The organism is Kribbella sp. NBC_00709 (genome assembly GCF_036226565.1).
Classification (GTDB): Bacteria; Actinomycetota; Actinomycetes; order Propionibacteriales; family Kribbellaceae; genus Kribbella.
Genome location: NZ_CP108996.1, coordinates 5,298,130 through 5,322,037 on the forward strand (window position 1 = coordinate 5,298,130; position 23,908 = coordinate 5,322,037).

A 23,908-nucleotide genomic window follows, 5' to 3' on the forward strand; every position below is an offset into this window, starting at 1 on the left:
TCGCCCGGTCCGGTCCCGTGCCCCCATCGGCCACAACGACCGATCAGGAACGACGGATGCCGCCCCGGACTCCGCCCGTAGACCACGACGGGTAAGGAGTCGGACCCGTCGGCAGGCATTCCGGCTCGTGAAGGTCACCCTCCACCTACGGTTGCGGGTCAGCGCCGGACTTCGACCGGCTTCCCCCACACGTCAGGTCGTAACGCGCTTCACCGGAAAGCTGCCCGGGAAGCGACAGCAGCGTACCTGCAGACCGGCCCGCCGGGAAACCGCGGCAGCAGAACCGGCAGTCCTCAGCCGAGAAGTTGTGGTGTCGTCAGCCCAGCGTTCGGCATCTGACTGCCCTTGCCCTGAGTCGAGTCGGCGCCGGCCCGGATAGGGGATCGCAGGTCGGCCGGTGCGAAGATGCGGATCCTCAGCCGGAGCGCGCCGCGTACGTCGAGCTTGATCGGCGCGGGCTTGCCCACGCGCGCCGTGTAGGAATGCGCTTCGCCGTCCACGTCGACCTCGAACTTCGTCGTGGTCTTCTCGCCGCCGGCCGTGTCGGCCACTGCGGCGAGCGCCGTGAACTGGCGGTATTTCTTCCCGAGGCTCACTTCCCACGTCTGCGGCGAACTCCCGTTGCAATACAAGCTGCATCGATAGGTCAGACTGTTCGCAAAATCGTCACCGTTGACTGTCAGACCCTCGAAGCGCAGGTCGATCGAGGAGTTGACACCGTCGGAGTTGTCCACCTGAGGTAGGTCGGACAGCAGCGCCGGCGGAACCTTCGGCCGAGTCGGCGGAGGCGCGCTGGTCTTCGGCGGACTGCTCGTGGGCCTCACAGTCGGTCGTGTGGTCGGCTGAGCCGGTGGCGACGATCCGACAGTTGGCTTGGTGGTGACCGGTGGTGCCTGCCTGGCCCACGGAAAGCGATAGTCCTCGGCTCCCGCCCAGACCAGAACCAGCCCGATCAGGATGGGCACCGCGACAGCAAGCACAGTCTTCCAAGCCGTCTTCTTGCGCTCGGATGAGGTGTCGCCCATGCCGCCAGAATAGTTGACAGCGCAGGCAGCATGGTTCGCGTTTTGGCGCGAGGACGGCCCGCGAAATGTATTGGTCTCCGATTGACGTGTATCGGTGGCGTACGTACTCTCCGAAGAAGTGATGGCGTGAGGAAGCCGATGAGAGTTCGGCACGGTCGCGCCACTGTGAGCCGGTCGCTTGAGGCCGGTAAGTCAGATACTTCGCCATCACGACGCTCCACTGGTTGAGGGACGCACGATCCCCTAGAAGGAGGCTCCGCTCGTGAGCAGTCTGTCTGGTCATACCGCCGTACCGACTCCGGTCGTTCTGCCGATCTCGAAGGCCGTGGTGTGGCTGGTCTGCACCGCAATCGTCGCTCTGCTGCTGTACTACTTCATCGGTGTCGATCAGGGCGCGTACTCGATCTTCGGCAAGGACATGCACATCCACGAGTTCGTCCACGACTCTCGTCACTTCCTCGGCTTCCCCTGTCACTGATCCCTGCTGACCTTTCGCAAGCCAAGGAAAACTGGACATGGAAAAGAAACTGATCCTGCGCGGCGTCATCGCCGGCGCGGTGGGTGGACTGATCGCGTTCGTGTTCGCGCGGATCTTCGCCGAGCCGCAGATCCAAGCTGCCATCGACTACGAGAGTGGCCGCGACGCCGCACAGGAGGCCTTGGACAAGGCCGCGGGCATAGCGGTCGAACCAGCCGGGCCGGACATCTTCAGCCGCACTATCCAGGCCAACGTCGGCATCGGCGCGGGCATGATCCTGTTCGGCGTCGCGATGGGCGCGCTGTTCGCGGTCGCGTACACGATCTGCCTGGGACGCGTCGGCAACCTGCGCCCGAAGCCGCTCGCGATGCTGGTCGCGGCCGGCGAGTTCCTGGGCGTGTACTTCGTGCCGTTCATCAAGTACCCGGCCAATCCGCCGTCGATCGGGCACGAGGAGACCATTGGCGACCGCGGCAACCTGTACCTCGTGCTGGTGGCGTCGTCGACCATCTTCCTGGTCCTGGCGGTCGTCCTCGGCAAGCACCTGAAAGCACGCTTCGGCAATTGGAACGCGACGCTGATCTCCTTGGCCGCCTATGCGGTGGTCGTCGGCATTGTGATGGCCCTCATGCCGTCCTTGGGCCACCTGGCCTACAACGTTCAGGAGTACGGCCGGCACGCGACCGAAACGCCTCTGCCCCTGACCGACTCCACCGGGAAGATCGTCTACCCGGGCTTCGACGCGGACAGGCTGTATGCGTTCCGGCTGTACTCCGTTGGCGCACAGGTCATCCTCTGGGGCTTGATCGGCCTGCTCTTCGGCCCGATGGCCGAGCGCCTGCTCCAGCCCAAGCGCGCGAAGGTTGAGGCGGAGCCGGTTCGCGAGGCATGACCGAACTGACCTCGAAGGTCGCGGTCCTGGAACGGGTCGCGGCCCTCGGCCCGTTCTTCGCCTTCGAAGAGCACGCGACGGACCCGGCGCCAGAGCTGCCCTGGCACAGCATGTCCGAGCTGGTCGACGACCCATCGGTCCTGCAGGACCGAGTAACCCAGACCCAGGCCTACCTCGCCGCAGCCGGCGACCAGTCGCCTGAGGACATCGAGGTACGGGTAGCCGCATCGATCACGCACCTCGGACTGGTGGCTCGGCTCATTTCGCCGGCCCTGGCCCTCGCCACCCTCGACGCCGGCATCCCGTCGGTCACCCTCGAACAGGTCCGCTGGCAACCAGTCCTCGGCGGAGCGTTCCCGCTCTCCTTGCCCGACTCGCCGTACAGCCTCCAAGCCGCCGCCCCGCAGCAGTTGGCCGACCGCTTGAGCGCCGACCTCTTCCGAGGCCCCATCCCCGCCCTGGCCAAGGCCACCGAGCCCTTCGCTGTCTCAGCGCACATCCTCCGGGGCAACACAGCCTCCGCCATCAACGGTGCAGCCACCGCTCTCGCCAACGCCGCACCTCACCTGGCGGAACGAGCCGCCCACCTCGCTTCCCTACTCCTGTCCACGCCACCCCTTCGCGACACTCATACAACCTTCCCGGACACCGGCCGCTTCCGCCGCCGCAGCTGCTGCCTCATCTACCGAGCCGCCCCCGACCACAACGGCCCCCTCTGCGGCGACTGCGCCCTGACCCACGCCTAGTCCCAGCTCCGTTGCGGTCGCCTGCCGGCCGACGAGGGACAACCTGCAGGTCAGGCTTCGTCGGCGTCTGCGGTGCCGTGTTTCCAGTAGCCGCAGATGCTGGCGGGGAGGCGGTTGCGGGACCAGGCCCGGAGAGGGCGGATGCTGTCGGCCTCGCCGGCGGCGAAGAGGAAGGTGTCGTCGGACCGGATCGGGACAGACATCACCTCGGCGGCGAGGGAACCTCGAGGGACCCAGCGGATCTTGACCCTGTCGTGGGCAGTCAGTGGGTAGTCGGCCTCGTCGGCGTGGTCGATCTCGACGACCACATCTGCAGTCACTCCGTTTGCTCGAACACCAGGAGCCTCGTCGAGCCAGCGGGCGATCGCCGGGAGGGCGGTGGGGTCTGCGGCGAGGATGTAGTGGGCATGGGTGTACGAGAAAGCATGCGCTCCTGGCGGTCCGGCGATGGCTACCGAGGCCCCGATCTCCAGGCTCTCCGCCCAGGGCGGAGCGCGGGCGTACGTCTGGCGCGCCGACGGGGCGCGTGGCCCGCGGATCCGCATTCGTCATGACGGACGGTTACGGCACCTGTGCAGCGCGGAGGGGGATCCGGCACTTGACGCGTTGCTGACCCTGCCGCGATGGCAGGGTCACAGTACGACGAAGAAGCACATGAGCCGTCGTTGACCGCGGCGATCCGTACGACGCAGATCGGGCAGTTGCTGTGATTACGGGAGTCGGCGGATGGCTGCATCGACGATGTCGGCCGGCGTTCGATTGAATGCGATCGCTGCGTCGGGTGCATGTTGGTGGACCAGGTTGATGATCTGTTCGAAGATCTCGAGCTGATCATCCTCTTTGCGGATTCCTCCGCCGATGAGGACGCATTGCCAGCTGTCGGCCTGGAGGGCCGTCGTGACGACAGCCTCGATGTCGTCTGAGCCGTCGAGTCCGAGCAGGCAGTTCTGGACGTCGATACCTCGGTCTGCGAACTGCTTGGTCGACTCCTGGATGGCGGACGCGATGGGGGCTGGGTCCCACGGTCCGGGAACTCGGTAGGGATCGAGACCGATCACAAGGACCTTCGGAGAAGTCCGCACCATCACCCTCCGACCATAGCGCTGCCGGGGGATCAGCGTCGGGGGCGTTGTTTGGCTGAGATCGACCGAATGACGAGTGTGGGCCCTTCCGCGGCGGACATTGGGATCTTGGCCAGCGTCAATGCTTGGTCGATCAAAAGGCCGACCTCGTCGCGATTCAGCTCGTCGGCGTCGGTGAGTGCGACGTTGCGGACGACCTTGCCGGTGCCGCGGAGCAGGTTCGCCGGATCATTCAGTTCGGGCGCCCGTTGGAGGAAGCAGAGGAGGATGCCGCGCTTGTGGGCGGCGAGCGAGAAGATCGCCTCCGATGGGCGAGGGGTGGGGCCGAACCCGATTACCAGGAAGTTGTAGTTGTCGTAGACCAGTTCGACGGCATCCGGCAGTCGGGCCCGCATCCATTGTCGGCAGCTTCTGATCCGGACTCGCATCGCCTCGTCGAACTTGGCGATGAATCCGTCCAGCTCCTGCTCCGCGGCCACAAACGTCACGCTACGCCCAGGGGTGATCAGACACATGAGGAGCCCGTGGGGTCTTCGCCGCGACGCATCGGCCCCCGTACCCATCTGAGGGCTCGCTCGTCGCGAATGGAGGGTGACCGTTCCTCTGCTGTTGGATGGAGATACCCGCGATGATCACCCTGGCCCTGATCGGATTGTTGGGCGGGTTGATCACCGGCGTCTCGCCTTGCGTCCTGCCGATGCTTCCGATCATCTTCTTCGCGGGTACGGCGGGCAAGACCGGCGAGCCTGCGTCGTCCCGTGATCGTAAGGCGTCCGCGAAAGGCGACGTACTGGTCGAGGAAGTCGAGGTCGGCAGACCGGCGCGTGATCTGCGGCCGTTGAAGATCATCGGTGGGATCGTGGTCAGCTTCAGTCTGTTCACGCTGGCTGGGTCGGTGATCCTGTCCGTGCTTGGTTTGCCGGACGACTTCCTGCGGTGGGCGGGGCTCACCGTCCTGACGCTCGTCGGGCTCGGCCTGATCTTCCCGGCGCTGGGGCACTGGATCGAGAAGCCGTTCTACCGTCTGCCGAAGGTGAATCGGAATGGCAACAGCGCGTTTGTCCTGGGGCTGGGTCTGGGCACGCTGTACGTGCCGTGTGCGGGTCCGGTGCTGGCTGCGATTACCGTGGCCGGTGCCACGGGCAACGTTGGGTGGAGGACCGTCGTACTGACTGTCTCGTTCGCGATCGGGGCGGCGCTTCCGTTGCTGATCTTCGCCTCTGCGGGTTCCCGGATCTCTCAGCGGGTCAAGGCTTACCGTAATCACGCTCGCGGGTTCCGGATTGCTGGTGGTGTGGTGATGATCGCGCTCGCCGTCGGGCTCGCGTTCAACCTGACCGATGTGATCCAGCGGTCGCTGCCCAGCTACACCAGTGGCCTGGAGAAGAAGGTCGCCGAGAACAAGACCGTCCAGGGGGCGCTTGCTCCGGCGATCGGCGCCGGAGGCGAGGAGCTCGCGAAGTGCACGCCGGGTGCCGCTGACCTCGCTTCCTGCGGTGCTGCGCCCGAGTTCCGCGGTACACAGAAGTGGTTCAACACCCCCGGCGGACAGCCCACGACGCTTGGCGGCCTGAAGGGCAAGGTCGTCCTGGTCGACTTCTGGGCCTACTCCTGCATCAACTGTCAGCGCGCCACCCCGCATTTGCTCGCTTGGGACAAGGCCTATCGCTCGCTCGGACTGGAGATCGTCGGGGTGCACTCTCCAGAGTTCGCGTTCGAGAAGTCCGCCGCCAACGTGCAGGCGGCGATCCGCAAGGAAGGGATCGCCTACCCGGTTGTCCAGGACAACAACCTGGCCACGTGGACCGCGTATCGCAACCAATACTGGCCGGCCAAGTACCTGGTCGATGCCGACGGCACCGTCCGGTCGATCAAGTTCGGCGAAGGCGGCTACGGCCAGACCGAGGACCAGATCCGCCAGCTCCTGCAGGCCGCGAACCCCGAGGTGAAGCTGCCCGCACCGGTCGACGGCACCGTCAAGGCCGACTCGGCCGGCGGCGACGGCACCACCCCGGAGACCTACCTGGCGTACTCCCGATCCACGAACCTCAAGGGGACCGGCAAGCTCACGCCCAACAAGACCGTTACCTTCGGTCTCAATCCGGCCCAGCCCGACGACAGCTACAGCCTCGGCGGCAAGTGGGCCGTCGGCACTCAGAACGTGACCTCTACGCTGGGATCCCAAGCACGCCTCAACTTCCAGGCCGCGAAGGTCTACCACGTGCTGGCCGGTGAAGGCACCGTCACGGTCTCGGTGCCAGGTCAGCCGGACAAGACGATCAGGGTCTCCGGTACGCCGAACGCCTACCAGCTGATCGATGATCCGACAGCGTCCCGCAAGACGATCACCTTGACCTACAGCCCGGGTATTTCCGCCTTCACCTTCAGCTTCGGCTGAGCCGTCCATCCCGAACTGGAGCTGACATGAATCTCGAGGTTCGCAACGTCATCATCGTCGGCTCCGGCCCGGCCGGTTATACGGCCGCCGTGTACGCCGCGCGCGCCAACCTGGAACCGCTGGTCTTCGAGGGTTCGGTGACGGCCGGCGGTGCGCTGATGAACACCACCGAGGTGGAGAACTTCCCCGGTTTCTCGACCGGGATCATGGGCCCGGCGCTGATGGACGAGATGCGCACCCAGGCGGAGCGCTTCGGCGCCGAACTGGTGCCGGACGACGTCATCGCGGTGGACCTGACCGGCGACATCAAGGTCGTCACCGACTCCGCGGGCACCGAGCACCGGGCCAAGGCCGTCATCCTGGCGATGGGTTCGAGCTACCGCAAGCTCGGCCTGTCCGACGAGGACCGGATGTCCGGCCACGGTGTGTCCTGGTGTGCGACCTGTGACGGATTCTTCTTCCGCGACCACGAGATCGCGGTCGTCGGCGGCGGCGACTCGGCCGTCGAGGAGGCCACCTTCTTGACCAAGTTCGCGAAGAAGGTGCACCTGGTGCACCGCCGCGGCGAGCTGCGCGCGTCGAAGATCATGGCCGACCGGGCCAAGGCGAACGACAAGATCGAGTTCGCCTGGAACTCCGAGGTCGACAAGATCCACGGCGACGACAAGCTGACCGGCATCACGCTGAAGGACACCGTCACCGGTGAGACCCGGCACCTGCCGACCACCGGACTGTTCATCGCGATCGGGCACGACCCGCGCTCGGAACTGGTCAAGGGTCAAGTGGACCTGGACCCCGAGGGCTACGTGCTGGTCAAGGCCGACAGCACCGAGACCAACCTGAAGGGCGTCTTCGCCTCCGGCGACCTGGTCGACCACACCTACCGGCAGGCGATCACCGCGGCCGGCACCGGCTGTGCCGCCGCCCTGGACGCCGAGCGCTACCTGGCCGCGTTGGAAGACGCGGACGTGGCCGCGGCCGCCGAGCCTGTCTCTGTCTGAACCTCACAACAACTGAAGGAGTTACGCCCGTGGGCGAGAAGATGAACGCCGTCACCGACGCCGAGTTCGACCAGACCGTACTGAAGAGCGACAAGCCTGTGCTGGTCGACTTCTGGGCGGAGTGGTGCGGACCGTGCCGCCAGGTTTCCCCGATCCTCGAGGAGCTGGCGCAGGACCACAGCGAGAAGCTGACGTTCCTGAAGATGAACGTGGACGAGAACCCGGTCACCCCGAGCAACTACCGCGTCACCGGTATCCCTACCATCAACGTCTACGTCAATGGTGAACTGGCCAAGTCCATCGTCGGCGCGAAGCCGAAGGCCGCGCTGCTGAAGGAACTTGCCGCCTTCACGGAGTGAAGCAGGACTACGAATCGCAGTCGCCTGCTACCCATCCGCGTCATCGACTGATCCGAAGCATCTGTGCTGTGCCCAGGTGAGTGGCGATGTTTTGCGTGCCGACGGTCCGAGGGCGGCTCTGGAGTGATGCCGCGGGTCTGCTGACAGCCCGGTGGCATCAATGCGGGTCGGTGTCGTCGAGTGGGTCAGCAGCGGACCTCGCAGGCACCGATTCGCGGCGGGCGGCCGCGTCTCATCGAGACGCGGCCGCCCAGTCTTTTGGCGTCCGACCCATCTGCGGTCCCGGGTGCGCCGAAGGCTCTCGTCGGCGTTGTGACCCACATCACACCAGATGCGACCGGGTCGCAGATGCCGGCTGGCTGCCGGCGTTCGCCGGTGGTCCAGGCACAGGGAAGGAACAGTCATGAGTGACGCCACACGCCGCGGATTCCTGGTGTTCGCGGGGGCGGGGACGGCGGCTGCGGTCGGCGCCGTTGCAGCACCGAAGATCTTCGGCGAGCAATCGGCGGACGCCGCTACCTGGCTCGAGCAGGTTGATCTGGCGAACGCGGAGTCGTTCGTTGTGCACGTCAAGGACGTGCACAAGGGAGAGATGGCGATCATGGTCGGCCAACGCGAGGTCCTGGTCACCGATCGGGAGCTCGCCGCGCGGCTGGCAGGGGTGACGACAACCGCCTGACCTTCGGGTCATCCCCACCGGCGCCGCATTCCGCGGGCCCGGCACCAGCTCGATTCATTCTCAGTGGGAGGAAACTGTCATGTCTTCGCATCGCGAGGCACCCGAAATCTCGAAGGACCCGGTCGCCGACAACACCGACGTGTACGCGTTCGTCAGCCCGGACCAGCCGGACACGGTCACGATCATCGCCAACTTCATCCCGTTCCAGAACCCGTACGGCGGACCGAACTTCTACGAGTTCGGCGACGACGTGCTCTACCAGATCCACATCTCCAACGGCGGAACCGGTCAGGCCGACATCAGCTACCAGTTCCGCTTCCACGCCGAGATCCGGAACAAGAAGACGTTCCTCTACAACACCGGCCCGATCGCCTCGATCAAGGACCCGAACTGGAACCGGCCGCAGTTCTACTCGGTCACCCGGGTCGAGAACGGCCGGTCCCGGGTGCTCGCGCGTGAGCTGGCCGCACCGCCGGTCAATGTCGGAGTCCGCAGTACGCCGAACTACACCAAGCTCGCCGGCGAGGCGATCCACACCATCGGCACCCATCGCAAGGTGTTCGCGGGTCAGCGAGCAGACGGGTTCTTCGCCGACCTGGGCAGCATCTTCGACCTAGGTACGTTGCGTCCGTTCCAGATGGCGCACTTGATTCCGTCGGCCGCCGCTATGGGGGTCAATGGGCTGCAGGGTTCGAACGTGCACACGATCGCGATCCAGGTCCCGATCAGTGATCTGACCCGGGACGGTCGCCGGCCGACCGACGTACTCGATGCGAAGTCGGTCATCGGCGTGTACGCGACTGCCAGCCGCCAGCAGTCGAAGATCCTCGATGACATCCTTGGCATCCCGGCGTGGCACGGCCCGTTCAAGCAGGTCTCGCGGCTGGGCAACCCGTTGTTCAACGAGGTCATCGTGCCGATGGCGGAGAAGGACAAGTGGAACAGTCGTTCGCCCAAGGACGACAAGGCGTTCGCGCAGTACGTCACCAAGCCTGAGCTGGCTGGTCTGCTGCCGGCGCTGTATCCGGGGGTGTTCCCGAATCTGGCGGCGTACAAGAAGCCTCGGGCCGATCTGGCGGCGATCTTGCTGACCGGGATCCCGAAGGGTGTCGTGCCTGGGTTCCAGAACTACACGGGTCCGGTGCAGGCCGACATGTTGCGGCTGAATGTCGCCGTACCGCCGTCGAAGTCGCCGAATCCGCTCGGTCTGGTGGCTGGGGATGCGGCTGGATTCCCCAATGGGCGCAGGGTGTTCGACGATGTCGTCACGGTCGAGCTCCGGGCTGTTGCCGGACTCACGATCCCGTTGGTCGACCCGTCGTACAAGCCGGACGGGGCGGCCTCGGCCATCAAGGACGGTACGTCGAACACCAACTCCGACTACCTGAAGGCGTTCCCGTATCTCGGCACGCCGGCCGGCGGGTACTCGTCCAAGCCCGGCGTGCCCGCGGTGTCATGAGTAGGCCGCTCACCAACGCCGAGGAGAACCCGCACGCGGGGAAGGGCTCCTCGGTGCTGCTCGACATCGGCGACGGCGTTGGCGCGATCGTCATCACCGCGCCGGCTCACCTGGAAGACGCCGAGATCGAGCTCCGCAGCACGGAACCAGCGCAGACACACGAGCACGAGGAGCCCACTCACGGCCATGGTCACGGTCATGGTCATGGTCACGGGCACGGCCACGGGGGTCGTCGTTATCCGCATGTCGCTGTGGTTCCACGACCGTCTCCAGAGGGTCAGCTCGTCCACTCCGCGGTCTTCTTCGACGTACCTGAAGGTCGTTACGACCTTGCCGTCCTCGCGGACGGACCGGTCGAACTGACCGTCGACGTACAGGGTGGCCACGTCACCGAAGCGATCTGGCCGGGGCACAACTAGGAGTGTGTGCGGTTGGAGGCCGTCGACCGGCGGCCCGGGGGAAGGGCCTGCCGGTCGACGACTCCATGCCTGTACCCACGCGGATCTGTGGTAGTCGCCGACGATCTCCTGTTAGCCAAGAGAACGATTGCTGCAAGCAACCACTTCGACGTCTCTGGGCACACAGGAGTCCGAAAGCCACAGCAATCGGCGCCAAATTCGTCCGCGATCCGGCCCATCCGCGGCCGGGGCGGTCCCGAATCATCGATGTCAGCCGTGAGTGAAGCTGCTCACGTCACCACATCTGGAAAGAGATCGTCATGTCACGAAAGATTGTCCGCGCGGGACTCGCCGCGTCTGCTCTGGCCCTCGTCCTCGCGACCGCGGCGTGCGGCGGCAACGACGACACGTCCAGCGGCTCCCCGTCCACCAGCACCTCCTCCTCGGCACCGGCCGAGACGCCGAGCGCCTCGCCCTCGATGGACAACGCCTCCGGCCTGGTCGGCGCAGGCTGTGCCGACTACGCCAAGGCCAACCCGAGCGGCGCCGGCTCGATCGACGGCATGGCCGCCGCACCCCTGGCCACCGCAGCCTCCGGCAACCCGCTCCTGAAGACCCTGGTTGCCGCGGTGTCGGGCAAGCTGAACCCGAAGGTCGACCTGGTCTCGACCCTCAACGGCGGCGAGTTCACCGTCTTCGCGCCGGTCGACACCGCGTTCGCCAAGATCCCCGCGGCGACCATCGCCACACTGAAGACCAACGACGCCCTGCTGACCAAGATCCTGACCTATCACGTGGTGGCCGGTCAGCTTGATCCGACCGCGGTGGTCGGCATGCACCCGACCGTGGAGAAGCAGGACGTCACGGTGACCGGATCCGGTGACGCCCTTAAGGTCAACGGCGCCAACGTGATCTGCGGTGGAGTGAAGACTGCGAACGCTACGGTGTACCTGATCGACTCTGTCCTGATGCCGCCGGCGAGCTGACCGGACGCTTCAGAGATCGTGATCCCGGCCGGTGCCGTCCAGCGAAAGTTGCCGATGGCACCGGCCCACTGTCAGGTCGAGCAGAGGACCCAATCATGACCGAGCCGATACCGCTACGGTGGCCATCAGGGCTGAGCGCCAGCTCTCAGGGCCTGTCCGACGGAGACTTGCTGGCGATGACCGCCGGCGGGGACACTGCCGCCTTCAGTGCTTTGTACGATCGCATCAGCCCGTCGGTGTTCGGCCTGGTACGACGGATCCTGCGTAACCCAGCCCAGTCCGAAGAAGTCACCCAGGAAGTCATGATCGACATCTGGCGGACCGCCAACCGCTACGATCCCGCTCGCGGTTCGGCGCAGTCCTGGATCCTCACTATCGCGCATCGCCGGGCGGTGGACCGGGTGCGTTCCGAACAGGCCTCCGCCGATCGCCTTGAGCGCGTCGGTGCCCGGTCAGCCGAAGTAGACTTCGACCAGGTCGCCGACACGGTTACCACGCGGCTCGAGACCGAGCAGGTACGCCGGTGTCTCGACCGCCTCACCGACCTGCAACGCGAGTCCATCAACCTCGCCTACTACAACGGCTACACCTATCCCGAAGTCGCCCAGAGACTCGGAGCCAAACTGCCCACGATCAAAGCGAGAATGCGCGACGGCCTGATCCGGCTCCGCGACTGCCTCGGCACCGCAGAGGGAGCAACGCAATGACCGACCCTGATGTGCACACGCTCACCGGCCCGTACGCCCTCGACGCTTTGCCTGAGGACGAACGGATCCGGTTCGAGGAGCACCTCACCGTGTGCACATTCTGCTCGACCGAGGTGGACGAACTCCGTGAGGCAGCGGTCAAACTGGCGACCCAGGTAGCCACGCCGCCGCCACCCCGCCTGAAGGCCGACGTGATGGCCGCCATCAGCGACGTCCGCCAAGGGCGTTCTCCCGTGACTGAGCGGCCGGGCCGTCAGTTCAGTCGGCGTTCCATGCTCGCTTTAGCGGCGGCCAGCCTTGCCGCAGTGACGGCCGGCGGTGTCGCCATAGATCAGTACCGCGATAAGACCGACGCGATCCAGGCGAACGATCGCGTAGCCGCCGTACTCGCGCAGCCCGATGCCCGCACCGTCCGCAGTCAGGTGACGGGCGGGGGCGACGCGACAGTAGTGGCCTCGAATCGTGGCGACGCGGCTGTCGTCGTACTCCATAACCTGCGCAAACTACCCAGTAACAAGACCTGGCAACTGTGGCTCATCGACACCAATCAGACCCCCCACTCGATCGGTGTGGCCGCCGGTGACCTGACCAAGATTGTCAACGGCGGAATCACCGGCAAGGTCGCCTTCGGTCTCACGGTCGAGCCTGAAGGCGGCTCTGCACGGCCGACGTTCCCCGCCGCGGCCCTGATCTCCATGACCTGACCGCAATGCGTTCGTGATGCCCGGACGGGTGGAGGTACTCGGTGTAGTGCAATACTGACCCTGGGTCCAGACCATGCGCCCTCAGAGCCATCACGCCTCATGGGAGTGCCATGGATCGAACGGCCGCGGTCGGCGGCGACTTCTCCGAGCTGTACGACGCCCTGTCCGGGACGCTATACGGTCTCGCGCTCAGGCTTTGCGAGACGCCCGAGCTCGCCGAGAAGGTCTGCTCGCAGGTGTTCGTGCACCTCTACCACCACGGCAGCGAACATGACGCCACCCGCATGACCGTTATGCAGTGGGCAACGCAGCTGACGCATAGGTTTGCGCTCTTGAGCGCCGTTGACGAGCGGGCGACCGAGGAACGTGCGGCTGAACTGCTGGATGCGGACAACGAGTGCAGCGAGCTGTCAGGCGACCAGCGGCACGACCTGGCCAACGCATATTTCGGCGGGCTCACCTATCGGGAGATTGCCCGTCACCGCGGCGCCGATCCTAATCAGGTGTGTGTCGCGCTTAGCGGCGCCCTGCAGCACTTCCGCCACCGCCAGGCAGCGGGCCGCTGACCATCATGGCCGGCGCACGACCGGCGCGGTGCTGAACCCAGTTGAGTGCCTCTGCGGGAGACCCGTACGGTCTGAAACTTGCGCGCTAGTTCCGCCGGTCCTCGTCGGGTCGCCAAAGGCATCGGTCACGACTGCCCCCCAACGCGGGGTGTCGAGAGCCATCTGGATTCGTCCTCTCGGCACACCACGCTTCATCGCGAACATCGACAGCGGGCGAGCGGATTCTGGCTTGTCCGCTGAACGTCGTTGGAAGCCCGCGACAAAGGTCGTTGCTCAAGCACGCCGAACCGCCGAAATCGGCGTACGGTAAAGGAAATCGGCCATAGAAGAGAAGAGGCCGCCATGACCGTCGCGTCGCCCGACCCAAATATCAGCGCTCCGTCCGTCCCCGCAGGCGAGATCACGTCACAGGAAACGAACACGGTGGCGGATCCGCCGGCGGCGGAAGTCGCCGAGCCATCTACGCCAGAACCTGTTCGGACCGATCCGGTGCCGCGGACCCGAATGAGCGCAGCCTGGGTCGGGATCTGCGTGGCGACCCTGGCGTTGGTGATGCTGATCGTGTTCATGTTGCAGAACACTCGCCGGGTTGAGGTGTCCTTCCTGTGGATGCAAGGCAGTGTGCCGTTGGCGTTAGCGCTGCTCATAGCCGGTGTCGGCGCGGCAATCGTCACCGGGGTGATCGGTGCGGCCCGTATTACCCAGCTGCGGCGCCGTGTGACCCGTCGTCAGCCCGTGCTACCTGACTAGCGCGTACGCAGCTCTGGTCGTCATGTTGGTCAGCCGCTGACGGTCAGGACGATCAGTACGACGTTCAGGGTGCTGACGGCTGTGGCGACGAGACAGGCGGCGATTGTGGTGACGGTGCGGTTGACCTGGTCGCCCATGACTCGGCGGGATGCGGTCAGCTTGACGAGTGGCCAGAGCGCGCAGGGGATGCCGAAGCTCAGGACGACCTGGGAGACGACGAGGGCGCGGGTCGGGTCGATGCCGATGGCAAGTACTGCGAGGGCCGGCAGGAGCGTGATCAGTCGTCGTGCGACGACGGGGACCTGACGGCGGAGGAATCCGTCGAGGATGACGGAGCCGGCGTACGTGCCGACTGACGAGGATGCGAATCCGCTGGCCAGCAACGCCAGCGCGAACAGCAGTGCGGGCGCCTGGCCGAGCCGATCGCCGATCGCGGCGTGTGCGTCGCTGAGGGACTCGGTGCCGCTGCCGGTCAAGGCTGCCGCGGCAACGACGACCATCGCTAGGTTCACCGCCCCTGCCAACGCCATTGCGACCATGACGTCGATCCGGGTCGCTTTGAGAACGCGCTCGCGTCCGCCTGGTGTGCGCAAGGTCTTGGCGTGCCGGTCGGTGATGAGCGCGCCGTGCAGCCAGATCGCATGCGGCATCACGGTTGCTCCGAGCATCCCGGCCGCGAGCACCAGGGACTCGGTGCCGTCCAGCCGGGGGACCAGGCCACCGACCACACTCGTTGCCTTGGGCGCCGCTTCGATCGTCGACACGACGAATCCGGCCAGTACGACGGCCAGCAGGCCGATGATCGCGGTCTCGAAAGGTCGCTGACCCCGGCGCGATTGGTACAGCAGCAACGCGAAAGACACCACACCGGTGATCACTCCGCCCGCGAGCAGCGGAATGCCGAACAGGAGATTCAACGCGATCGCACCACCGACGACCTCCGCGAGATCGGTGGCCAGGGCAACCACTTCGGCCTGACCCCACAAGCCGAGCACGGTCGGACGGCGGAAGTGGTCGCGGCACAGCTGCGGAAGGCTCCGACCGGTCGCGATACTTGCCTTGGCCGCCAGGTACTGCACCAGGACCGCGAGCAGATTCGCGCCGACGACGACCCAGCACAGTAGGTAACCGTACGTGGCGCCGGCGGCAATGTTCGTCGCGAAGTTGCCTGGATCAACGTACGCGACCGCTGCCACGAAGGCCGGCCCCAGCAACAGGAGTCCTGATCGGTTCAGTCCTCGGCGCAGCGGTGCGGGCGCATACATACGGTCGGCCTTCCGATCGGGAACGTCTCGGGATCGATTCGGAGCGGTCGGGCCAGTGGATCGGAATCAGTCACCTATCCGCCGTATCGACGGCTCCGAAGGCCTGATCAGTGGTTCCGCTGTGAGGAGATGATCGGTAGTGCCAGTCTGGAAACCGCTGTGGCGTTGGGTTGCCGCGAGTGCAGGATTCGCCATCCTGGTCGCAGTGGCGATCGTCGTGTTCGGTCCCGGTGGCGGTGATGCACCGACAACTGCACCACTGCTGGAGTCGACCACGGCCGCTCCGGGCAAGTCGGCGTCCGCCGCGCCGGGCGATGATGAGGCGCTGGTCGATCGGATGCTCGATCAGCTCAGGGCGGGTAAGCCGGTCGAGCCGCAGTTCGCTGCCGGTGACAACCCGGCGGCCGGTGTCCCGATCGAGGCGATCAAGGCCAAGCCGGGCGAGCAACTGCGCCTCGGTCAACTCGCGATCCCGCGACTCGGCGTCGACCAGCCGTTGAACAATGGCGTCGACGAGGCCGCTCTCGTTCAGGGCGTGGGCCATTGGCCGGGTACGCCGTTGCCGGGCAGCGCGGGCAACAGCGTGATCAGCGGCCATCGGAGTACGCACGAGAAACCGTTCCTGAACCTGGACAAGCTGCGTCCCGGCGATCCGATCGTGGTCACGGTCGGCGCGCGGAAGACGACGTACAAGGTTTTCAGGACCACCATCGTGGCGCAGGCGCAGTACGTGAAGTTCATCCTGCGGCAGCCCACCGATCCGGGCGACAAGCTCATCACCTTGTTCGCCTGCAACCCGATCACAGCTCATTACCAGCGCATCGTCGTCCAGGCGCGCGCCGGATGAGGAGGCGATAGCTCCTTCCAGCGATCGAAACCCTGTAGTGATCCCTTAAGGAGAATCATGGGTATCAGCAAGATCTTCGGGGGCCGTCCCGTCCTCGAGTTCAACGACGAGCACAGCCGGCGCAGCTTCCTGCGTAACGCCGCACTGATCGGCGTCGGTCTCACGTACGTCGCCACCCGGCCAGGTGACCCGGTGGCGTTCGGCAAGGCCGATCGTGGTTTCACCAATGAGGTCGCCAAGAGCGATCTCGACATCCTCAACTACGCGCTGACCCTGGAGTACCTGGAGTCCGCGTTCTACACGATGGGCCTGAAAGCCAAGCTGCTCAAGGGCCGTGAGCTCGAGCTGATCGATCCGATCCAGCAGCACGAGGCCAATCACGTCACCGCGGTCAAGACGACGATCAACGATCTTGGTGGCAAGCCGGTCGCGGCGCCGAAGGTCAAGTTCCCGGCCGGCACGTTCTCCAGCCGGGCCGCGTTCCTCAAGACCGCGGGCACGTTCGAGGAGCTGGGCGTGAAGGCCTACCACGGCCAGGTCCCGTTGGTGAAGGACGGCAACATTCTCGCCGCGGCGGCATCGATCGCCGGTGTGGAGTCGCGGCATGCGGCGATCATCGCGCAGATCTCCGGTGGCAATCCGTTCCCGGCGCCGATCGAGGCGCATCTCGGGATGGCGCCGGTGCTCAAGGCCGCTATGCCGTTCATTGCGAAGTAGAAGGGACAGCTGATGACTGACACCGTTCGCGACATGATCCATGGCAACGCGTCCGCCGTACCGGCAGGTGCCGCACTCGGCGCCCTCACGCACGGGTTCGAGTTGGCGGCCGCGAAGGACTTCAGTAGCGACATCGACGTACTCAACTACGCGTTGACGCTGGAGTACCTGGAGGCCGAATTCTACCGGCAGGGCAACAAGGCGGGGTTGTTGTCCGGCAAGGAGAAGAAGTACCTGATGCAGATCGGAGCGGATGAGGCGTCGCACGTGGCGACCATCACCGCCACGATCCAGAAGCTCGGCGGTTCGCCGGTCGGTGCACCCGCGGTCGACTTCGGCGGCGCGTTCGACAGCCGCAAGAGCTACCTCACCACGGCGCACATCTTCGAGAACAAGGGCGTCGGTGCGTACCTGGGTGCGGCCGGGTTCGTGAAGGACAAGATGATCCTCCAGGCCGCTGCGGGCATCTTCGGCGTCGAGGCGCGACACGCGGCCGTCGTCGGGAACCTCCTTGGCCTGAAGGCCGAAGGCGGCGTGTACGCCGGCTCGACCGAGGTCGGCATCCCGAAGAGCGACGTACTCAAGGCAGTCGCGCCGTTCCTCCAGGATCCCGCCAAGGTAGTTGCCGCCATCACCTACTAAGCCGCCACGGACGCAGGGACGCCGGCTGATCGGCCGGCGTCCCTGCTTTGGAATGCCAGACTCAAGGGTGGTCTATGCCCTCAGACGACGGCTGGACCGAGATGTGGGGGCGACACCCGAAGCTCTTGCTGAATAGACTTGTCCGACTATTGCGGACTGTAGTTGTGATCGATACGTTCTGTTAGCCAGCCCGGTCGTTATCCCCGTGACGCCCGGGCTGGACCATGCTCCGGCTCCGGGTCCGTGTCAGTGGGCGACCCGGCTTGCCGAGCGAGTGGGGTCATGCCGTACTCGGCAAGCCGGGCGCTTGGCCCTGATCCTCGCGATGACCAGGGCCGATCTGGGCGGAAGTACGTACTGGGGTCAGGCGTTCTTGGCGCTGGTGTTGATGGTGCCGTTCACGCCGGCGGGGAAGAAGCCGCCCTTGGTGACGCTCTTGGGGTTCAGGTAGACCACGTTCAGCACCTGGCCCGCACTACGGCTGAAGGCGATGCCGTTGCGGTCGGTGGGGACGATGTTGGTCTTGCCCTGGTACTTGGTTCCTTGGTCGAGGTCGGTGCGTCCGTCCAGGCTGTCGCGGGCGTTGGAGATGGCGACTGACGGTGTGTCGAGTCCGCGGGCGACGAGCGTCGTACGGATGTTTGCGGCGTGGTAGGCCTCGACCGCGAGGATGCCGGCGGCGGCCTCGAGGTAGGTCTTGTTGGTGATCAACGGCGCAGCGCCCTTGTACGCCGTGACGCCGACGTCCTCGAACACGTACGCAGCGAGCAGGAAGTTGTTCTCGTTGGCATAGGCATCGAACTTCTGACCGGGCTTGATCAGACCTGCCGCGGTGGCTGCCGCGGTGAAGGCGGCGTCGATGTCGATCGCCGGCCGGGCGACCGCGGCCTTACCGAGCGCGGACCGCAGGAACTTGACGTGGGCGAGCTCGTCGGCCGCGATCTCCTCCGCGTACTGACGAACGACCTTGCTCTGGAACTTGACCTTGCGCCCACCGCGGACACCGCCGGCTCGGCCCTTACCGTAGACCTCGGCAGCCGACAGGCCGAAGCCGCGGACGGCGCGCAGGTAGAACTCGGCTTCGAGGTACTCGAGGTTGAGCGCGAAGTTCAGCACGGCTCCGTCGCTGGGTGCCTGGCTGCCGTGGCTCGCGAAGGCGGCGGTCGCTGGGCCAGCAAGCGTCGCTCCCGCGATGCCGGCGCCGGCGACGCCCGCGGTCCGCAGGAATCTGCGTCGGTCGACGTCGTTCTCAACGCTGCGTTCGATGGCGTTGCGGATGAACAGCTTGTCGAACATGGGGTTCCTCTCCGGTCAGGATTGTCGCCCGGCCGGCAGACCCGACCGGGCACAGTCGGCCGCCCCGGCGGAGGTGCAGCGACCAACCGTTCACCCGGCCTTCGGAGCCCTCAGCCATCCGGATCGGTCCGACTTCGGCTGTGATGAGTTCGGGACCGGTCCGCAACATCGGTCAAGATCCCATCTGCGGATGGGATGAGTCCGAAGAACAGGCGTCATCTGTCACACGGCGGCGCATGGGTGCCGCGTGCCTGTTGCCCTTGGTCACGCTGACCCCTAGACGCAGGGCGCCGAGAGCCTCCTCGGGTTCGTCATCTCGGCGCCCTGCTTGGACATCCACACCTCTAAGGGCTGAACCCTTCGCCTTCCCGGTCAGCTTGAATTTGTGATGCGGCGTGTCTCGCGTGTTCTGGAGGGCGTTAGGCCGGCGTAAGGGGCGTTCGGGTCTGGTCGGCGTAGCGTCCTTGGTGATGAGAAGGAGCTGAGTCCATGTTCGATCAGATGAGCATGCCGGTGTTGTTCGCGGTCTTGATCGTCACGCTGGCCCTTGTCAGCACGGGGATTTTCGTTGCGGTGAGGGTCATGGCTGTGCGGGTTGGTGCAGACAATCCGGTGGCGAAGGTGCCCACACAGGAGCCATCCCGCCGAGTGCTGTCCCGGCCGGATGCAGCGCGCAGGGAGCTCGAGTCAAACTCTGAAGAGGACCAGGTATGAGTATTGATCGTGGATTGTTGGCACTCCTCGAGGCCAAGCCTGGCAAGGAGGCCGAGCTGGCGGCGTTTCTCGAGCAGGGGCGTGAGTTGGCGGCTGCGGAGGAGGGGACGGTGACCTGGTATGCCTTCCGGTTGAGCGAGACCACCTTCGGGATCTTCGACACGTTCGAGAACGAAGAGGGGCGCCAGGCTCACCTGGACGGTCAGATTCCGGTGGCCCTGGGCAAGGTGGCATCTGAGCTGCTGGCAAGCGACCCCGATATCCGGATGACGGACGTCCTCGCCGTCAAGTAGTCGCACCTATCTTGTGGTTGCGTGGCTCCGAAGTACCTGGGCGAATCTGCTGTCTAGGAACTGGAGACGTCATGCTGGCACTTCTCGGTATGCCGCAGGGTGCGGAGTGGCTCGTCATTCTCGCGATCGTGGTGCTGCTGTTCGGATCGGCGAAGTTGCCGACGTTGGTGCGCCAACTCGGCAAGTCGAAGAAGATCTGGGAAGACGAGATAGGCTCCCACGTCAAAAAGCCGGACATGGAGATCGGCGAGACGCCGGTCGGCGAGGGTGTGCACACGTCGGCCGAGGCCGAGCCGACTCAGCGCAGCTAGACATCTGTGTTCGACATCGGAGTCCCCGAGCTACTAGTCATCGGGCTGGTAGCACTGCTGGTCTTGGGGCCAGATCGCCTACCGGAGTTCGTCCGAACAGCGGCACGCCTCCTCAACCAGGTACGCGGCCTGGTTGCGAACGCACAACAGGATCTCCGCGAGGAGCTAGGCCCCGACTTCGACAGCCAGGACCTCGATCCGCGGACCTTCATCCGCAAACATCTCCTTGACTCAACTGATGGTGAATCCGACGTCACCGAGGTCGCAGCGAGAACCTCAGACAAGCCGGCGCCGTACGACGACGAGGCGACCTGACGGCGCAGGATGCTCCGCGACGACGTCCGCCTGCAGGGGTTTAGATGCGGGTACTTCGTCAGCGCGGGGCTTGCGCACGAAGGAGGTTGGCGATGGGAACTCCGCTCACGGCGCGGCAGTTTCACCACTCCGATGGTCTTGAGGATTTGGCGTGTGGCCGACGGCGGCGCCTGCGCGTGGTTCCGGACGGGCTCGTTCGCGGAGGGTGTGTCGTTCGTACAGGCGATCAATGAGTCGGACGAGGTCGATACTCGTCCGCCTGATGTCGATCTCCGTGCGCACGGGGTCGCGGTTCGTGTCTTCACCACCTCGCCGTCGCCGGACGGTCTGAGCGTTGGCGATGTCGTGATGGCTCGCCGGATCTCGTTGGTGGCACGTGCACTCGGGTTGAAGACTGACCCGGCCGCGGTTCACAACGTCGTGATCAACACTGGGCGGTCGATATCCCGGCCGTGTTTCCGTTCTGGCGCGCGATCCTTGGCTACGCCGACCGTGACGATGGTCCGGTCGACGTGCTGAACGATCCGCAGCGGCGCAATCCGATCGTGTGCTTCCAGCAGCTCGACGCGCCCCGTCCTGGGCAGAACCGAATCCATCTCGCCCCATGACGAGGTCGCCGCCCGCGTTCAGTCGGCCCTCGCCGCCGCCGCCGGCCGTCTCGTCACGGACCGGTTCGCGCCGTCCTGGTGGGTGCTCGCGGATGCCGAGGGCAACGAGGCCCGCGTGGCGACCTGGATAGGCACCGACGGCCTCGGCTATCCGTGAGCCTCGTCTAGCCACATGACGACCGAGGTGATCTCGTACCGGTGCATCAGGATGCCTTGGGCTTGTCCGATGATCGTTCGGGTGTGCAGCGCTGCCTGGAGTTGCTCGATCAGCTTGGTGCTGTTGTCGTAGAGCGTCACGTTGTCGAACGTGACTCCGGCATGGAGCGCGAAGAGCAGGACGATGTCGTACGACGTACTGCTGAAGGCATCCGGTTTGACGGAGAACAGACTGAACGCTGCTGCCGCGCTGGTTCCGGGGGAGGGAAGGGGGAGGAGCAGGCAGCTGCGCTAGCCGGCGTTGATGGCGGCGGCGGCGAACGCCGGGTAGCGGTGATCTGCGGCAAGGTCGCCGACATGGCGCGGCTCGCTGTACAAGAGGGTTTCGTGCAACGGGCCGCTGGTGGCGCTCAGTTGCGTGGCGAGCGCGAGCCGAGAGTGGCCAACCCTTGAACGGCCGGTGCATTATGGGCTGGTGGAGTCCGCAGATCATGCGAGCGGCGCTGAGGTCGATAGACCTTGGAAGGCCGATGCGTCCACCATCGATCCGGTGAGCGAGGCGACCGCGGACAGGTTCGCGCAGTTGGCACTTGAGCTGCACTCCTCCCAGGGGGCCGAGGAGACAATCGAAGAACTGGTTCACTTCGCGCTGCAAGCGCTGAACTGCTCCCACGCGGGTGTGGCGCTGGCCGCCAGCGGCAAGCCGGAGATCCCAGCGGTGACTGAACCGGTTGTCGCCGAGATTTCCGAATCTCAGCTGAATGGCGGTGTGGGTCCCTTAGCGCACACGATGCGGGAACGCGTCACAACCCTGGTGAGCGACACCGCCACTGACCAGCGCTGGCCGGATTGGGCGACGAGGGTCCAGGCCCTCGGGCTGCGCAGCGTGCTGCATGTTCCCCTGAGTATCGCGCCGGAGTCTGTCGGTGTTCTCGGGCTCTACAGCCCTGAACCGAACGCATTCAGCGAGGACGACGAAGCGGTGGCGCATCTCCTCGCGCGACACGCCGCGGTCACCCTCGCGGCCGCGCGGCACGAGGACGCGCTCTCGAGGGTAGTTGATGCCCGCGAGTTGGTCGGCATGGCGATGGGAATCCTGATGGAGCGCTACGACATCGACGAAGCCCACGCTTTCGACCTCCTTAGTCACTACTCCCAAGAAACCAACACCAAGCTTCACGACGTTGCCCAGTGGCTGGTCGAGGGTCGCAGGCTGCCATTTGGAGCCTGATCTGGCGATCCATAGGGAGGCTGAGGTGGGCTGGGTATCGGATGATGGTGAACACGAGGGCTATGTGGAGTGCCTCTTTCCTGACGGCTCGGCCGGTAGTGGTTGGAGCGATGGCGGGATCACCGTTACGACAGCCCCTGACGGACGGCACCTGTTGCCAGAAGAACGACCGCCGTCGCGGCTTGGTGCAGAGATCGTCGGCTAGCGGGTCGCTTGCGACTGCAGCGGCTGTCGAAGTGCTTGGCGCGGGGCGCCTTGGGAACGCGCCGCGATTCACGATCCCGCGACCCGACGCCTTTGTATCGTCGACGAGTTCGCCGACGACCTGACCTTCAACCATGGGCTGCCCGGCGCCCGCCCGCTGTATGAAGAATGGCTGCACCACCTCGGACTGACGATCCCACGTCGTCGTTCGACATCCGCTTCGCACCGACTCCACTGAACCCGAACAGTTCAGATCACCGGTGACGGCGTAGTGGTCTTGTCAGAGCGTGCTACCCGGACATCGCGTCGGCGGTGTAGCTCGGGCCGGCCGAGGAGCTGGTGCAGGTCGGCCGCCACCTGCGTCGCCGCGGCCTGGACGACCGCGAGTCAAGTGCTCGGCTCAATGGTGCACTGGAGCTCGGCCCACCAGTTGGCCGCGGTCAGCCACGATCCGGCCAGAGCCGGAGCGGATCCCGGGCATCAGAGCGAGCGCCTTGGCGGCCGCCACCGTGCGACGGGCCGAGCGATCCCGGATCTGGCTCGCGTCGAGGCCGGCCTGTCGGGAGACGACAAGGTCCACGTCGAGGTACGGATCGTCGTCGGCGCGGATCGGCGCGCCGACGATGTCGGCTCAGTTGCCCATCGCGTTGTCGGCGGCCGCCGCCTGGAGACCGCAACGCACCGAACCCCGTCGGTCCACCTGCGCATCGTCGAGATCGACCTCGAGCCCAACTACAGCTTGCCTGCGTCATCGACGCAGAACCTGTCCGCGGCGCGGTAGCGGCTGCGTCATCCTTCGGAGACGCAGCCGCCTCGGTCGGTCGATCAGAACCGATCTCAGCTCACCGCGAGCCGAGGGTCAGTTGAACAATCCCAGCAGGCTGTGGCCCCAATGGCCGTGACCGCTACAGCGGGAGCTGATCTCGACGTACAGGCCGATGACGATGTTGAGACCCGAGTGATACACGGTTGTTCTCCTTCGATGTGATGGTGCGGACATCGAAGTGCCACCGGGGTCCGGCTGGCGGACTCGTACCCAGGCTGTGGAGTCGGCACTTCAAGGGAGCGGTTGCTCTCAG

33 protein-coding genes and 2 riboswitches are annotated in these 23,908 nt (G+C 65.5%); of the genes, 26 read left to right on the forward strand and 7 right to left on the reverse strand.

The window, feature by feature from the left end:
* Positions 1-93 precede the first annotated feature (93 nt).
* Positions 94-233: riboswitch (cobalamin riboswitch) on the reverse strand.
* A 60-nt stretch (positions 234-293) separates the two neighbouring features.
* Entirely contained in the window at positions 294-1,025 is a 732-nt protein-coding gene (locus OHA18_RS26090) for an NPCBM/NEW2 domain-containing protein (RefSeq protein ID WP_328997930.1), read from the reverse strand.
* Between the two features lie 118 nt (positions 1,026-1,143).
* Positions 1,144-1,236, forward strand: a riboswitch (adenosylcobalamin (AdoCbl) riboswitch).
* A 51-nt stretch (positions 1,237-1,287) separates the two neighbouring features.
* Between OHA18_RS26090 and OHA18_RS26095 the strand changes: the two genes are divergently transcribed.
* The 3 genes from OHA18_RS26095 to OHA18_RS26105 are packed head-to-tail and all read left to right on the forward strand — an operon-like array spanning position 1,288 to position 3,141.
* Positions 1,288-1,503: a CbtB domain-containing protein gene (locus OHA18_RS26095; protein ID WP_328997931.1), complete on the forward strand. Its 216-nt coding sequence runs from the start codon at positions 1,288-1,290 to the stop codon at positions 1,501-1,503.
* A 37-nt stretch (positions 1,504-1,540) separates the two neighbouring features.
* Positions 1,541-2,395, forward strand: coding sequence for a CbtA family protein (locus OHA18_RS26100; RefSeq protein WP_328997932.1), 855 nt, complete (start codon positions 1,541-1,543; stop codon positions 2,393-2,395).
* Complete coding sequence (locus OHA18_RS26105) at positions 2,392-3,141, forward strand: (2Fe-2S)-binding protein (RefSeq protein ID WP_328997933.1); 750 nt, start codon at positions 2,392-2,394, stop codon at positions 3,139-3,141. Before OHA18_RS26100 ends, OHA18_RS26105 begins: the two co-directional genes overlap by 4 nt.
* 50 nt (positions 3,142-3,191) lie before the next feature.
* On the opposite strand, the gene OHA18_RS26110 is transcribed toward OHA18_RS26105, so the two are convergent.
* The 3 genes from OHA18_RS26110 to OHA18_RS26120 form a co-directional block, all read right to left on the reverse strand.
* Complete coding sequence (locus OHA18_RS26110; protein ID WP_328997934.1) at positions 3,192-3,686, reverse strand: siderophore-interacting protein; 495 nt, start codon at positions 3,684-3,686, stop codon at positions 3,192-3,194.
* A 165-nt stretch (positions 3,687-3,851) separates the two neighbouring features.
* Positions 3,852-4,226 (reverse strand): hypothetical protein, encoded by a 375-nt coding sequence (locus OHA18_RS26115; protein ID WP_328997935.1) that lies wholly within the window; start codon positions 4,224-4,226, stop codon positions 3,852-3,854.
* Between the two features lie 29 nt (positions 4,227-4,255).
* Positions 4,256-4,702: a hypothetical protein gene (locus OHA18_RS26120; protein ID WP_328997936.1), complete on the reverse strand. Its 447-nt coding sequence runs from the start codon at positions 4,700-4,702 to the stop codon at positions 4,256-4,258.
* Between the two features lie 149 nt (positions 4,703-4,851).
* On the opposite strand from OHA18_RS26120, the gene OHA18_RS26125 reads away from it, so the two are divergent.
* From OHA18_RS26125 to OHA18_RS26175, 11 genes are all read left to right on the forward strand, one after another.
* Positions 4,852-6,621 carry a cytochrome c biogenesis protein CcdA gene (locus OHA18_RS26125; protein WP_328997937.1) on the forward strand — a complete coding sequence of 590 codons (1,770 nt, stop codon included), beginning with the start codon at positions 4,852-4,854 and terminating at the stop codon, positions 6,619-6,621.
* Positions 6,622-6,647: 26 nt separating this feature from the next.
* Positions 6,648-7,622, forward strand: coding sequence for a thioredoxin-disulfide reductase (trxB, locus tag OHA18_RS26130; RefSeq protein ID WP_328997938.1), 975 nt, complete (start codon positions 6,648-6,650; stop codon positions 7,620-7,622).
* A 41-nt stretch (positions 7,623-7,663) separates the two neighbouring features.
* On the forward strand, positions 7,664-7,981 hold the full coding sequence (gene trxA, locus OHA18_RS26135; protein WP_363679957.1) for a thioredoxin: 318 nt from the start codon (positions 7,664-7,666) through the stop codon (positions 7,979-7,981).
* Between the two features lie 403 nt (positions 7,982-8,384).
* On the forward strand, positions 8,385-8,660 hold the full coding sequence (locus OHA18_RS26140) for a twin-arginine translocation signal domain-containing protein (protein ID WP_328997940.1): 276 nt from the start codon (positions 8,385-8,387) through the stop codon (positions 8,658-8,660).
* Between the two features lie 79 nt (positions 8,661-8,739).
* Complete coding sequence (locus OHA18_RS26145) at positions 8,740-10,119, forward strand: DUF4331 domain-containing protein (protein ID WP_328997941.1); 1,380 nt, start codon at positions 8,740-8,742, stop codon at positions 10,117-10,119.
* Entirely contained in the window at positions 10,116-10,538 is a 423-nt protein-coding gene (locus OHA18_RS26150) for a hypothetical protein (protein WP_328997942.1), read from the forward strand. The genes OHA18_RS26145 and OHA18_RS26150 overlap by 4 nt, the downstream gene beginning before the upstream one ends.
* A 299-nt stretch (positions 10,539-10,837) precedes the next feature.
* Positions 10,838-11,503: a fasciclin domain-containing protein gene (locus OHA18_RS26155; protein WP_328997943.1), complete on the forward strand. Its 666-nt coding sequence runs from the start codon at positions 10,838-10,840 to the stop codon at positions 11,501-11,503.
* Between the two features lie 95 nt (positions 11,504-11,598).
* Entirely contained in the window at positions 11,599-12,210 is a 612-nt protein-coding gene (locus OHA18_RS26160; RefSeq protein ID WP_328997944.1) for a sigma-70 family RNA polymerase sigma factor, read from the forward strand.
* A gap of 11 nt (positions 12,211-12,221) precedes the next feature.
* A complete protein-coding gene (locus OHA18_RS26165) occupies positions 12,222-12,914 on the forward strand; it encodes an anti-sigma factor (RefSeq protein ID WP_328997945.1) in 693 nt (230 codons plus the stop codon).
* 110 nt (positions 12,915-13,024) lie between these two features.
* The gene (locus OHA18_RS26170; RefSeq protein WP_328997946.1) at positions 13,025-13,480 is read left to right on the forward strand and encodes a hypothetical protein; all 456 of its coding nucleotides are present in this window, start codon (positions 13,025-13,027) and stop codon (positions 13,478-13,480) included.
* 342 nt (positions 13,481-13,822) lie between these two features.
* On the forward strand, positions 13,823-14,230 hold the full coding sequence (locus OHA18_RS26175; protein ID WP_328997947.1) for a LapA family protein: 408 nt from the start codon (positions 13,823-13,825) through the stop codon (positions 14,228-14,230).
* A gap of 29 nt (positions 14,231-14,259) precedes the next feature.
* On the opposite strand, the gene OHA18_RS26180 is transcribed toward OHA18_RS26175, so the two are convergent.
* Positions 14,260-15,495, reverse strand: coding sequence for an Nramp family divalent metal transporter (locus OHA18_RS26180; protein WP_328997948.1), 1,236 nt, complete (start codon positions 15,493-15,495; stop codon positions 14,260-14,262).
* 139 nt (positions 15,496-15,634) lie between these two features.
* On the opposite strand from OHA18_RS26180, the gene OHA18_RS26185 reads away from it, so the two are divergent.
* The 3 genes from OHA18_RS26185 to OHA18_RS26195 are packed head-to-tail and all read left to right on the forward strand — an operon-like array spanning position 15,635 to position 17,701.
* Positions 15,635-16,342, forward strand: a complete 708-nt coding sequence (locus tag OHA18_RS26185) for a class E sortase (protein WP_328997949.1) — start codon at positions 15,635-15,637, stop codon at positions 16,340-16,342.
* Between the two features lie 57 nt (positions 16,343-16,399).
* Positions 16,400-17,059, forward strand: a complete 660-nt coding sequence (locus OHA18_RS26190; RefSeq protein ID WP_328997950.1) for a ferritin-like domain-containing protein — start codon at positions 16,400-16,402, stop codon at positions 17,057-17,059.
* Positions 17,060-17,071: 12 nt separating this feature from the next.
* Positions 17,072-17,701, forward strand: coding sequence for a ferritin-like domain-containing protein (locus tag OHA18_RS26195; RefSeq protein ID WP_328997951.1), 630 nt, complete (start codon positions 17,072-17,074; stop codon positions 17,699-17,701).
* 363 nt (positions 17,702-18,064) lie between these two features.
* On the opposite strand, the gene OHA18_RS26200 is transcribed toward OHA18_RS26195, so the two are convergent.
* A complete protein-coding gene (locus tag OHA18_RS26200) occupies positions 18,065-18,997 on the reverse strand; it encodes a ferritin-like domain-containing protein (RefSeq protein ID WP_328997952.1) in 933 nt (310 codons plus the stop codon).
* Between the two features lie 489 nt (positions 18,998-19,486).
* On the opposite strand from OHA18_RS26200, the gene OHA18_RS26205 reads away from it, so the two are divergent.
* The 6 genes from OHA18_RS26205 to OHA18_RS43395 all read left to right on the forward strand — a co-directional run bounded on the left by OHA18_RS26205 (position 19,487) and on the right by OHA18_RS43395 (position 21,238).
* Positions 19,487-19,711, forward strand: a complete 225-nt coding sequence (locus OHA18_RS26205) for a hypothetical protein (protein ID WP_328997953.1) — start codon at positions 19,487-19,489, stop codon at positions 19,709-19,711.
* Positions 19,708-20,004 carry a putative quinol monooxygenase gene (locus tag OHA18_RS26210; protein WP_328997954.1) on the forward strand — a complete coding sequence of 99 codons (297 nt, stop codon included), beginning with the start codon at positions 19,708-19,710 and terminating at the stop codon, positions 20,002-20,004. Before OHA18_RS26205 ends, OHA18_RS26210 begins: the two co-directional genes overlap by 4 nt.
* A gap of 71 nt (positions 20,005-20,075) precedes the next feature.
* On the forward strand, positions 20,076-20,315 hold the full coding sequence (locus OHA18_RS26215; protein WP_328997955.1) for a twin-arginine translocase TatA/TatE family subunit: 240 nt from the start codon (positions 20,076-20,078) through the stop codon (positions 20,313-20,315).
* Between the two features lie 6 nt (positions 20,316-20,321).
* Complete coding sequence (locus OHA18_RS26220; protein ID WP_328997956.1) at positions 20,322-20,630, forward strand: sec-independent translocase; 309 nt, start codon at positions 20,322-20,324, stop codon at positions 20,628-20,630.
* Positions 20,631-20,762: 132 nt separating this feature from the next.
* The gene (locus tag OHA18_RS43390) at positions 20,763-21,149 is read left to right on the forward strand and encodes a 4a-hydroxytetrahydrobiopterin dehydratase (protein WP_442914333.1); all 387 of its coding nucleotides are present in this window, start codon (positions 20,763-20,765) and stop codon (positions 21,147-21,149) included.
* On the forward strand, positions 21,083-21,238 hold the full coding sequence (locus tag OHA18_RS43395; RefSeq protein ID WP_442914334.1) for a VOC family protein: 156 nt from the start codon (positions 21,083-21,085) through the stop codon (positions 21,236-21,238). Before OHA18_RS43390 ends, OHA18_RS43395 begins: the two co-directional genes overlap by 67 nt.
* A 147-nt stretch (positions 21,239-21,385) precedes the next feature.
* On the opposite strand, the gene OHA18_RS26230 is transcribed toward OHA18_RS43395, so the two are convergent.
* Complete coding sequence (locus OHA18_RS26230) at positions 21,386-21,535, reverse strand: ANTAR domain-containing protein (protein WP_328997958.1); 150 nt, start codon at positions 21,533-21,535, stop codon at positions 21,386-21,388.
* A 21-nt stretch (positions 21,536-21,556) separates the two neighbouring features.
* Here OHA18_RS26230 and OHA18_RS26235 point away from each other — a divergent pair, with 21 nt between their 5' ends.
* The 3 genes from OHA18_RS26235 to OHA18_RS26245 all read left to right on the forward strand — a co-directional run bounded on the left by OHA18_RS26235 (position 21,557) and on the right by OHA18_RS26245 (position 23,610).
* Complete coding sequence (locus OHA18_RS26235) at positions 21,557-21,847, forward strand: hypothetical protein (RefSeq protein ID WP_328997959.1); 291 nt, start codon at positions 21,557-21,559, stop codon at positions 21,845-21,847.
* Between the two features lie 97 nt (positions 21,848-21,944).
* Positions 21,945-22,625, forward strand: coding sequence for a GAF and ANTAR domain-containing protein (locus tag OHA18_RS26240; protein WP_328997960.1), 681 nt, complete (start codon positions 21,945-21,947; stop codon positions 22,623-22,625).
* A 607-nt stretch (positions 22,626-23,232) separates the two neighbouring features.
* The gene (locus OHA18_RS26245) at positions 23,233-23,610 is read left to right on the forward strand and encodes a hypothetical protein (RefSeq protein ID WP_328997961.1); all 378 of its coding nucleotides are present in this window, start codon (positions 23,233-23,235) and stop codon (positions 23,608-23,610) included.
* Positions 23,611-23,908 lie beyond the last annotated feature (298 nt).

Bases quoted from the DNA above. Each gene is read 5' to 3' on its own strand.
- OHA18_RS26090 (WP_328997930.1), bottom strand. From the start codon at position 1,025: ATGGGCGACACCTCATCCGAGCGCAAGAAGACGGCTTGGAAGACTGTG.
- OHA18_RS26100 (WP_328997932.1), top strand. From the start codon at position 1,541: ATGGAAAAGAAACTGATCCTGCGCGGCGTCATCGCCGGCGCGGTGGGT.
- OHA18_RS26105 (WP_328997933.1), top strand. From the start codon at position 2,392: ATGACCGAACTGACCTCGAAGGTCGCGGTCCTGGAACGGGTCGCGGCC.
- OHA18_RS26110 (WP_328997934.1), bottom strand. From the start codon at position 3,686: ATGCGGATCCGCGGGCCACGCGCCCCGTCGGCGCGCCAGACGTACGCC.
- OHA18_RS26115 (WP_328997935.1), bottom strand. From the start codon at position 4,226: ATGGTGCGGACTTCTCCGAAGGTCCTTGTGATCGGTCTCGATCCCTAC.
- OHA18_RS26125 (WP_328997937.1), top strand. From the start codon at position 4,852: ATGATCACCCTGGCCCTGATCGGATTGTTGGGCGGGTTGATCACCGGC.
- trxB (WP_328997938.1), top strand. From the start codon at position 6,648: ATGAATCTCGAGGTTCGCAACGTCATCATCGTCGGCTCCGGCCCGGCC.
- trxA (WP_363679957.1), top strand. From the start codon at position 7,664: ATGAACGCCGTCACCGACGCCGAGTTCGACCAGACCGTACTGAAGAGC.
- OHA18_RS26140 (WP_328997940.1), top strand. From the start codon at position 8,385: ATGAGTGACGCCACACGCCGCGGATTCCTGGTGTTCGCGGGGGCGGGG.
- OHA18_RS26145 (WP_328997941.1), top strand. From the start codon at position 8,740: ATGTCTTCGCATCGCGAGGCACCCGAAATCTCGAAGGACCCGGTCGCC.
- OHA18_RS26150 (WP_328997942.1), top strand. From the start codon at position 10,116: ATGAGTAGGCCGCTCACCAACGCCGAGGAGAACCCGCACGCGGGGAAG.
- OHA18_RS26155 (WP_328997943.1), top strand. From the start codon at position 10,838: ATGTCACGAAAGATTGTCCGCGCGGGACTCGCCGCGTCTGCTCTGGCC.
- OHA18_RS26160 (WP_328997944.1), top strand. From the start codon at position 11,599: ATGACCGAGCCGATACCGCTACGGTGGCCATCAGGGCTGAGCGCCAGC.
- OHA18_RS26170 (WP_328997946.1), top strand. From the start codon at position 13,025: ATGGATCGAACGGCCGCGGTCGGCGGCGACTTCTCCGAGCTGTACGAC.
- OHA18_RS26175 (WP_328997947.1), top strand. From the start codon at position 13,823: ATGACCGTCGCGTCGCCCGACCCAAATATCAGCGCTCCGTCCGTCCCC.
- OHA18_RS26180 (WP_328997948.1), bottom strand. From the start codon at position 15,495: ATGTATGCGCCCGCACCGCTGCGCCGAGGACTGAACCGATCAGGACTC.
- OHA18_RS26190 (WP_328997950.1), top strand. From the start codon at position 16,400: ATGGGTATCAGCAAGATCTTCGGGGGCCGTCCCGTCCTCGAGTTCAAC.
- OHA18_RS26195 (WP_328997951.1), top strand. From the start codon at position 17,072: ATGACTGACACCGTTCGCGACATGATCCATGGCAACGCGTCCGCCGTA.
- OHA18_RS26200 (WP_328997952.1), bottom strand. From the start codon at position 18,997: ATGTTCGACAAGCTGTTCATCCGCAACGCCATCGAACGCAGCGTTGAG.
- OHA18_RS26205 (WP_328997953.1), top strand. From the start codon at position 19,487: ATGTTCGATCAGATGAGCATGCCGGTGTTGTTCGCGGTCTTGATCGTC.
- OHA18_RS26210 (WP_328997954.1), top strand. From the start codon at position 19,708: ATGAGTATTGATCGTGGATTGTTGGCACTCCTCGAGGCCAAGCCTGGC.
- OHA18_RS26215 (WP_328997955.1), top strand. From the start codon at position 20,076: ATGCTGGCACTTCTCGGTATGCCGCAGGGTGCGGAGTGGCTCGTCATT.
- OHA18_RS43390 (WP_442914333.1), top strand. From the start codon at position 20,763: ATGGTCTTGAGGATTTGGCGTGTGGCCGACGGCGGCGCCTGCGCGTGG.
- OHA18_RS26235 (WP_328997959.1), top strand. From the start codon at position 21,557: ATGGAGCGCGAAGAGCAGGACGATGTCGTACGACGTACTGCTGAAGGC.
- OHA18_RS26245 (WP_328997961.1), top strand. From the start codon at position 23,233: ATGGTGCACTGGAGCTCGGCCCACCAGTTGGCCGCGGTCAGCCACGAT.